Origin of the sequence: Micromonospora sp. NPDC047548 (genome assembly GCF_040642975.1) — a bacterium.
In the GTDB taxonomy this organism is placed as follows: Bacteria; Actinomycetota; Actinomycetes; order Mycobacteriales; family Micromonosporaceae; genus Micromonospora.
This window is the reverse complement of the sequence record NZ_JBEYTI010000044.1, coordinates 1-8681: the sequence shown is the minus strand read 5'-3', so window position 1 is coordinate 8681 and position 8681 is coordinate 1. Positions and strand designations below refer to the sequence as shown.

7 protein-coding genes are annotated in these 8681 nt (G+C 71.1%); 2 read left to right on the top strand and 5 right to left on the bottom strand.

What is annotated here, in order from left to right; genetic code table 11:
- Window positions 1-44: 44 nt before the first annotated feature.
- The 4 genes from ABZ807_RS27935 to ABZ807_RS27920 are packed head-to-tail and all read right to left on the bottom strand — an operon-like array spanning window position 45 to window position 6405.
- On the bottom strand, window positions 45-1799 hold the full coding sequence (locus ABZ807_RS27935; RefSeq protein WP_357164185.1) for a beta-ketoacyl synthase N-terminal-like domain-containing protein: 1755 nt from the start codon (window positions 1797-1799) through the stop codon (window positions 45-47).
- Entirely contained in the window at window positions 1796-3727 is a 1932-nt protein-coding gene (locus tag ABZ807_RS27930; RefSeq protein WP_357164182.1) for a non-ribosomal peptide synthetase, read from the bottom strand. Before ABZ807_RS27930 ends, ABZ807_RS27935 begins: the two co-directional genes overlap by 4 nt.
- Window positions 3724-5094, bottom strand: a complete 1371-nt coding sequence (locus ABZ807_RS27925) for a DUF6002 family protein (RefSeq protein WP_357164179.1) — start codon at window positions 5092-5094, stop codon at window positions 3724-3726. The genes ABZ807_RS27930 and ABZ807_RS27925 overlap by 4 nt, the downstream gene beginning before the upstream one ends.
- A gap of 15 nt (window positions 5095-5109) precedes the next feature.
- Window positions 5110-6405 carry a potassium transporter TrkA gene (locus ABZ807_RS27920; RefSeq protein WP_357164176.1) on the bottom strand — a complete coding sequence of 432 codons (1296 nt, stop codon included), beginning with the start codon at window positions 6403-6405 and terminating at the stop codon, window positions 5110-5112.
- Between the two features lie 508 nt (window positions 6406-6913).
- Between ABZ807_RS27920 and ABZ807_RS27915 the strand changes: the two genes are divergently transcribed.
- The gene (locus ABZ807_RS27915) at window positions 6914-7441 is read left to right on the top strand and encodes a hypothetical protein (protein WP_357164173.1); all 528 of its coding nucleotides are present in this window, start codon (window positions 6914-6916) and stop codon (window positions 7439-7441) included.
- Complete coding sequence (locus ABZ807_RS27910; RefSeq protein WP_357164170.1) at window positions 7438-8016, top strand: thiamine pyrophosphate-dependent enzyme; 579 nt, start codon at window positions 7438-7440, stop codon at window positions 8014-8016. Before ABZ807_RS27915 ends, ABZ807_RS27910 begins: the two co-directional genes overlap by 4 nt.
- Window positions 8017-8570: 554 nt before the next feature.
- On the opposite strand, the gene ABZ807_RS27905 is transcribed toward ABZ807_RS27910, so the two are convergent.
- The gene (locus ABZ807_RS27905) at window positions 8571-8675 is read right to left on the bottom strand and encodes an SAM-dependent methyltransferase (protein ID WP_357163944.1); all 105 of its coding nucleotides are present in this window, start codon (window positions 8673-8675) and stop codon (window positions 8571-8573) included.
- Window positions 8676-8681: the final 6 nt, after the last annotated feature.

Genomic DNA, 8681 nt, shown 5'->3' with positions numbered 1-8681 from the left:
GGCGAACCACCGTACGGTCCCGGCCGGCGACGTCGCGGCCCTCATCACCGCCCCCCGGCGAGCTGCGGAGTGCCCACCCGGTCGATCCAGTGCCGCCGGCGCTGGAACGGGTAGCCCGGCAGCGGCACCCGCCGGCCGGCTCCCACGGGGAGGTCGCCCTCGGCACGCCACCTGGCGGCCTGGTCACGGAGCTCCCCCGGCACCTCGGCCGGCAGGGACGGGGCCCGTCCGTCGGCGACGGCACGCAGCTCCCCCGCCGCCTGCATGATGTCCCGGGCGACGACCGCCTCGCGGTGAGCCAGCCGCCGCCGGCCAGCGGCGAGCGTGTACGCCACGTCGGCGAGGGAATGTGCCACGCCGGCGGGTGCACCGCCCGGTTCGCCGGCGAGGTGGTCCGCCAGCCGGGCGGCGAGAACCCCCAGCGCCTCATCGGTGGCGGCGCTGAGCGGTAGCAGTGCCCAGTCGACGTTGTCGCCGGACGCGAGCGGTGTCGGGGCCTGCTCGACGAGGACGTGCGCGTTGGTGCCGCCGAGCCCGAACGAGCTGACTCCGGCGCGGCGGGTGCCCATCCATGGCCGCGTGTCGGTGGTGACCACGAACGGGCCGCCCGCGAAGTCGACGTCGCGATGGGTCCGGGTGAAGTGCAGGGTTCCCGGGATCATGCCGTGGTGCACCGCGAGAACGGTCTTGATCAAGCCCGCTACGCCGGCAGCCGCGTCGAGGTTGCCCACGTTCGACTTCAGTGACCCGAGCACGCAGGAGCCGCGTCGGGCCGTACCGGTCCGGAACGCCCGGGTCAGCGCATCGATCTCGATCGCGTCACCGACCGCGGTGCCGCTGCCGTGACCCTCGATGTAGCCGAGATCGTCCGGGTGCCAGTCGGCTGCGGCGAGCGCCTCGGCGACCACCGCGCTCTGGCCGACGACCCCGGGTACGGTGAAGCCGGCGCGATCGGCACCGTCGTTGTTGACCGCCCAGCCGGCGAGTACGGCGTAGATGTGGTCGCCGTCGTCCACGGCGTCACCGAGCCGCTTGAGGACGACCGCCCCCGCCCCGTTGCCGAAAACCTGCCCGGTGGCGTCCGCGTCGTACGGCCGGCACACGCCGTCGGCCGCGAGCGTCCCACCGGGGCGGTACCGGTAGCCGGCCTGGTGCGTGGAGACCACCGAAGCGCCGCCCGCCACCGCCACATCGCACCGAAAATCGAGCAGGCTCTGCGCCGCCTGGCAGACCGCGACCAGTGAGGACGAACAGGCGGTCTGGATGGCAACCGCCGGCCCGTTCAACCCGAGCGCGTACGCCGCACGAGTCGGCAGGTAGTCGCTGGAAGCACCGGCCAGAATGTCGTCCCAGTCGTCGCAGAACCCACCCGCCGGTCCTACGGTGGGGTTGCCGAGCAGGTGGTGGCGAAGGTACCGGTTGACGCCGCAGCCGCCGAACACACCAACCTGGGTGGTCGCATCGAGCCGACCGTAGCCGGCGTCTTCCACGGCCCACCAGGCGACCTCGAGGAAGAGCCGATGCTGTGGATCGAGCAGCGCCGCCTCGTCGTCGCGGTAGCCGAACAGCGCGGCGTCGAAATCGGTGAGCCCGTCGAGGTGGCCGAACGCCGGCACGAAGCTCGCGTCGTCGACGACCTCGGCCGGCACGCCGGCGGCGAGCGCCTCGGCCCGGGAGAACCGGCGCACCGAGTCGGCACCGGTGCGGACGGTGCGCCACAGGGCGGTGGCGTCGGCGGCGCCCGGAACCCGGCAGGCCAGGCCGATCACCGCGATACTTTCGTCGTCGGCGCTGATCATCGCCTCTCCCCCGTTCGAGCCTCGCGGCGGCGGCGCATCCGGCCGGCGACCCGGTCCAGACCCGCGTCACCGCCGAGCGCGGCGGCGGGCGCGTCGACCGCTCCGACGTCGTGGGCAGCGTTGGCCGGCGTGCCGACCGTCCGCAGGTACGCGGCGAGGGCGGCCACCGTCGAGAACTCGAACAGCCGCGCGAGCGGCACCCGGTGGCCGAGGCCCGTTTCGAGCCGCTCCTGGACGAGCGCCAACAGCAGGGAATGCCCGCCCAGCTCGGTGAAGCTGGCGTCGCGGTCGACGTGGGCCAGGCCCAGCACATCGGCCCAGATCGCGGCGACCGCGCGCTCGACCGGGTCGGCAGCCACCCCCTCCGCCCGGGACACCGGGGGTGCGGGCAACGCGGCGACGTCGAGCTTGCCGGTCGTCCCCATCGGAAGCGCGTCGACCACCACCACGGCGCGGGGCACCATGAAGTCCGGCAGGCTCGCGGCCAGTGCCGTCCGGAGGACAGCGGGGTCGAGGCGGCGCTGGGTAGCAGCGTCCCGGTCGGCGGGCGGCTCGGTACGCGTGGGTACGACGTACCCGATGATCTCCTTCTCCGTACTGTCGGCGCCCTCGGTGCGGGGCCGGGCCACGACGGCGGCTTGGCCGACCCCGGGCAGCGCCGCGAGCTGCACCTCGATCTCGCCCAGCTCGACGCGGTAGCCGCGGATCTTCACCAGGCGGTCGGCACGGCCCAGGAACTCCAGGCGACCGTCCGGCAGCCGCCGGACGATGTCGCCGGTCCGGTACGTGCGGACGCCGTCGCGCTCACCGAAACGCTGCGCGGTCAGCTCGGGCAGCCGCCAGTAGCCGAGCGCCACGTGCGGGCAGCGCACCACCACCTCGCCGGTGTCGCCAGCCACGCCGGCCTCGTCGATCAACAGCACCTCGATGCCGTCCAACTGGTAGCCGATCGGCACGACCGTACGGTCGAGTGCGGCGTCGGCGGGCAGGTGGTACTGCGCCGCAAAGCTGATCTCGGTGGTGCCGTAGCCGTTGACGAACACGGTGTCCGGCGTGAAGTGACGCCGTGCCAGTTCCACGTCGCGGCGAGTGACCTCCTCGCCGCCGAGGAGCACTGCACGGATGTCGGGCAGCGCGCCGGTCGGACCGAGGCTGGCGCACAGGTAGCGGTAGACGGTCGGAGTGGAGTGGTAGATGGTGACCCGGTGCCGGGCCAGGGCACGCGCCAGGTGGCCGAGCCCGTGCGTACGGATGTCGACCGGGACCGCGGCGGCGCCCGACAGGATGGCGCCGAACGTGTCGGTGACCGCCATGTCGTAGCCGAACGACGTCAGCACGCTGGTCCGGTCGCCCGGTGTGATCGCGAAGTTGCGCACCTGGTTGGCGATTCCGAAGAGCACGTTACGGTGACTCTGCACGACGCCCTTCGGTGCGCCGGTCGAGCCCGAGGTGTACAGCACGTAGGCCGGATCGTCCGGTGCGGCGGGGCTGGCGAGCGCGGCGAGCACCGCGTCGAGATCCGGGGCGTCGCCGAGGCCGGCGATCTCGACCACCCGCAGCCCGGGCCGGTCCACCAGCCTCACCAACTGCTCGGCCCGCTCGGCGTGGGCGGCGTCGACGAGCAGCACGTCGGCGGCGCTGTCGGCAAGGATGTGCGCCAGCCGGCGGGCTGGGAAGCTCGGCTCGATCGGCACGTACGCCCGGCCGGCCACCAGCGCCGCCAGCAGTGCGGTGACGGTGGCGACACCGTGCCGGCACAGCAACGCGACCTGCCCCCCGCGGGCGGGCCCGATGGTGGCCGCGGTCGCCGCGACGGCTGCGGCAAGCTGGCGGTACGTCACCGCGGCGTCCTCGGCCAGCACCGCAGGACGGTCCGGATGCTGGCGTACCTGCGCGGCGAAGGCCGCCGGAATCGTGTCGCCCGTCATCGTCCGGCCCACACCGCCGCGGCGACGTCGTCGACCGTGGACACCTCGACGTCCACCTCGGCCGGGACGAAGTCGCTCCCGCCGTAGCAGCCGCTGCCGTGCAGGACGATCTCGTGCCCTTCGGGGACCAACCCGCGGTCGATGGCGTTGAGCACGCCGGTCAGTCCCATGACGATGGACCATTCCCGCAGCTCGTCCGGATCCGCCGGGAGCCTCGGGCTGTCGCCGTCGAACCATTCCCGCAGCATCGGGTAGCGCTCCAGGCACTCGCGCCGCGACACGACGATCCCGTCGCCGCCGAACCGCCGGATGAGCTCGTTCATCGTCGGTGAGGTGGCCGGCTCGTGAGTGTAGAAGGTCGGGTCGAGCACCTCGGCCGGGTCGTCGGTCACGGCCGGGAACCGGGGGTCGGCGTCCTGCACCGACACACCGCTCGCCGGATCGGGCCGGTACGCCGGCATCTTCGCCCGCGAGAAACTGCCGTACCGCAAGTTGAGCACCATGTCGGCCGTGCCCAGGTGCTGTACGAGCAGGAAGCCCGGACGATCGGTGGGCCGCGCCTGGCCGGCCGCCTCGAGTACGTCCCGCCCCAGGTTGTAGCCGAGCAGGCCGTACGCGCTGGACACCGAGTGGGCATGCCACCGCGGTCGCGCCGCCGACGCGGGCGAGACGTCCGCTTCGAAGGCGGCACGGGCAGCGTCGGCGACGAGGTAGTTGCGCAGGTCCAGCGAGTACCAGAGATTCACCCCGTGCCGGTCGTACGCCTCCGCGGCGTACTTTTCGACGAAGGCACGCCCGAGTGCCTTGACGTCTTCCGGGGCGCCGCCGACGTAGCGCAGCAACGGATTCGCCGCCCGCAACGCCGGGTCGCCGGCAAGCCGGTCGTGGCGGAACTTGTGGCGCGTGGCGGCCGGGGCCAGCACGACGACGGAGAGCTGATCGGGCTTGACCAGCCCGACCTCGATGGCCCGGCCGACCGCGTCGCGCAGCGCGATGCCCTTGTTTGCCGACGTGGGGGTGAAGATCCGGATCGCCTCACCGGTACGCCGGATGTGCTCGACCGCTCGCGCCACCATCACCAGGGAGGCAAACGTCTTCGTTGTCCGGGTGCCCGGGTTGCCGGTGAGGTCGAGGAACTGGATCGGGTGGCCGCCGTACTCGCCGAGCCGGCGCCAGCCAACGGTCGCCGGCGCGAAGAAGTCCCGGACGTTGTCGGTCAGCGCCGGCAGGTCGAACGCTGGCGCGAAGGTCGGCGTCCCGGACGCGCCCGCGGGTGGCGGCGCGCACCGGGCGACGGCGGCGGGGATCAGGTCGTAGTAGTCGACGATGAGGTTACGACGGGTCGTCATTGACGCTGTCGAGTCCATCTACGCTCATGCTCCTTAGATTGTGCCTGTCCCGGCGGCCACGACCGGGGCCGGAGGTGCGAGTCGCAGCCGTCGTCGTAGCTCGGTCAGCCGCTCGATCACCTCGTCGAGGGCGGCGACCGGCCATCCCGCCGCCAGTTCAGGCAGGTACGGCGCGAGCGCGTCGATCGCGCGCGGGGAATAGTCGACCCGTCCGTCGGCCACCTCGACACCGTCGTCGCGGCCGACCCGCAGGTTCCACGCGACCGCCTCGGCGCGGGTGACGCCCGGCGGGAGACGCAACGCGACGGATCCATCGGTCACGGTGACCGGGTATCCGCCGGGGAGCCCGAGCGGTCCGGGGAGACTGGTGTGGACCTCGGTACCGGTGACGAGGGCGAGCAGCAGTCGGGCGGCGGCGTGTCCGGCGATGGCGTTGAGCTCGCGCCGGTCCGTGGCGCGCGCGGGGCTCAGGAGGCCGGTCACGTCGGGCAGTGGGTGCCCCTCGTACCAGGCCAGCACCTCGTCTTCTGGGCGCCCGGGCTGGGACAGGTGGACGTGGTGGCCGAGCAGGGCCAGGTCATCCTGGTCTGGCAGGCCGATGGCGGCCTGTAGGCAGGCGGCGAGGGTCGACACGTTGCCGATGCCGCACGTGACCGGGGCCTTGAGGGCGGCCAGGAGCGGGTTTACCGCATCGGGAAAGCAGCCGTTGACGACGAGCGTCCGCGGGCTGGCCTGTGCGACCGCACGAGCGAGCCGAACGATCAGGGCGGCTTGCAGGGGCAAGGTGACTCCGAAGCCCGCACGCGCGATCAGGCTGGTCCACGCCGACGGCGCGGTGGTCTTCTCGTACGGGGATTGAGCCGACGCGCAGCAGACCAGCACGCCGGGTTGAAGCCGCGCCAACGCGTCGACCTCGTCGTGCAGTGACTCGGCCGCGAAGGTGACGCCGCCACCACCGGTCACTGCGGCCCGGATCTGGCATATGCGCGTGATGTCGCTCGCGGCGCTACCCCGCGCGAGCACGGTGACCTGGATTGGTGTTGCCGGTGCCGGTGAAGAGAGTGCCGCCAGCGAGTAGCACACGGAGCGTGCCAGTGAACCACTGCCGACGACCGCGATGTGCGGATCGATCATCGAGGCGATGGCGGTGAGGCGGCTGCGTGCGATCGGTCGCTGATGAATAACGCGCGAAAGAATGGCATAGCGAATGCGGCCTCCCCCTAGCCCAACCGGCGCACCTGCCAGGCACAGGCCGCCAGGACGGCCACGCAGAGGGGCATCGTCCCCAGTGGAGGTCGCCGGATGGTGATGATGCCATGAAATTCCCACGCCTGGTAGGCCACTGTTCATATCGCACGGAGAGGATGGCCAAAGCACGCCCAGGCGCCAGCTTTACGGACATATCGCTACATCTAGATGGCTAATAACCATGGATTGTCTGACGAGACGGACGAGAGGTGGATGAATGCGATAGTTGCTCGTTCGAGCATCGATCGGGCGTCGTCCGACGCCGAAACCGGCGTACCCGCTCCGGGAACCTCGCCCCGCGGCCCGGTCGGGCCGGCGGTGCCGACCGAGCCGCCGAGGGGACCGCCAATACTGCCTGCCAGCGGGCACGTCAGACCCCGTCACCTCGTCACGCCCAGGCTTGGACCGCGCCAAGCTCATCCGGCATCACATCGACGTCGCCCCCTGGCCGCCCCAGGGTAAAGATCGGGGGTAAGGTGCCGAGACGGCCACGGCCGGCGCAACTCGTCCGATCATCGTGCCGAATGAAGACTCCGCCGGTCCCATAACCAGCTATAGGCCACGAGCCGGGCCTGGATTGGATCGCTAGATGACCTTGGAAGTGACAGCCCGCAGCGGTCTCCAGGTGGCAGATGCGGTGGCGACGAGCCTGGCGCGGCGCGTTTCGGGGCCCTTCTACTTCACACCGGACGGCCTGCAGGCGCCACTGCTCGAACGGCTCGCCGCGCTCGTCCCCACACAGAATGTCGTTCGCGAGGACACCGCGGTGGCGATGGCGGCGGGAGCGCGCCTTGCCGGGCGTACGCCGGTGGTGCTGATGCAGAACTCCGGCCTCGGGCAGAGCGTCAACGCCCTCGCCTCTCTGGTGCTCCCGTACCGGCTCGCAATGTTGCTCGTGGTCGGGATGCGGGGGACGGATCTCGATACCACCGAGGAGAATCTGGTTATGGGGGCCATTACCGAGGGACTGCTGACAGCCCTGGGGATTCCGGCACACCGATGTGGTGAGTCGGATCCGGAAGGCGATGTGGCCGCCGCACTTGCTGACGTGAACGCGGGACGGACCGCCGCGCTGTTGATCAAGCCGGGCCTGTTCGGCTGGGGTGCCTCCAGGTGACATCCAAGAGGCAAGCGATCGCGGCGATCCTCGATGCCGCCAGGTCCACCCCGGTGATCTGCACAACCGGATACACCTCCCGCATCGCGCAGAGTCTGGGCCATCGTCCCCACCACCTCTACATGACCGGATCAATGGGGCTGGCGGCAGCGATCGGCGCCGGAATCGCGTCGGCCACCGAACGCCCGGTCATCGTCATCGATGGGGATGGAAGTGTTCTCATGAACACCTCGGTGCTGTGCACCATCGGCTCCATGCCGGAGCTGCCCCTCACGCACATCGTCTTGGACGATGGCCAGTACGCCTCAACGGGCGGACAACCCACCTACTCCGAGCGCCACGACCTCGCGGGCATCGCGTCAGCGGCGGGCTATCCGTACGTCATGTCGACCACTGAGCCGGCCGAGCTCACGGCGACGGTCGCGCGACGAACAGCGGGGCAGGCGGGCCCGCTGTTCCTGCATTGCCGGGTGTCGCCATCGGTCGAGGACCCGGGACCTCGGATCGCGGAGGCGCTGCACGAGCATGCGGCGGGGTTCCAGCGGGCGGTGCTCGGCCAGGCCGCTGCGGGATAAGGTCATCGCCGGTGCCGGCCGCCACCTCGTTGATCTGCGCCAACCGCGTGTCTCCGACTACCCGCCGGCTGCTGGGCAGCCGGCACGGCTTGTCCACTTTCATCGCCGGGTTGTCGGCCGCATCCAGGTATCCGTCCGCCACTGCTCACCGATGCAGGCAGCGAAGGGCGGCCACCAGATGCTCGGCAGCGGATCGGCGTGTACCGCCGATTTCAGCCTGACGGGTTGCGGGTCTATGCCATGACCCCGGTCCGGCGGGGTTGCTCGCCGGTCCAACGGTCGAACAGACGGATGGTGATGATGTCCAAGCGCAGCCAGCGGTCGCACGGCCAGGAAGCTTCAGGTTGGAACGGCAGGGGTCGTCGTCGGCGCGCAGCTCGTCAAGGCAGCCGGCCACCCACGTTTCTCGGCGTTGCCAAGGAGCAGTTTCCAGTCGGCCAGCTCGTCCATCAGGGCGTGTGCCTCGAGCATGTGGTAGATCGACGGACTGAACTCGAGGGACGGGTCACCGACTGTCACCCCGGACTGGCCGCCGGGTCGCTGGGCGAGGACGGCTACACCCGGGCGACTGCGCCGTACATGGACACCTCGGCTGGCACGGGATGCTGGTCGCGGTCCGGGCGCCACTCGCTGATCGGCACGACCCCCGGTTCGACCAGGTCCAG

Bases quoted from the DNA above. Each gene is read 5' to 3' on its own strand.
- ABZ807_RS27935 (WP_357164185.1), bottom strand. From the start codon at position 1,799: ATGATCAGCGCCGACGACGAAAGTATCGCGGTGATCGGCCTGGCCTGC.
- ABZ807_RS27930 (WP_357164182.1), bottom strand. From the start codon at position 3,727: ATGACGGGCGACACGATTCCGGCGGCCTTCGCCGCGCAGGTACGCCAG.
- ABZ807_RS27925 (WP_357164179.1), bottom strand. From the start codon at position 5,094: ATGGACTCGACAGCGTCAATGACGACCCGTCGTAACCTCATCGTCGAC.
- ABZ807_RS27915 (WP_357164173.1), top strand. From the start codon at position 6,914: ATGACCTTGGAAGTGACAGCCCGCAGCGGTCTCCAGGTGGCAGATGCG.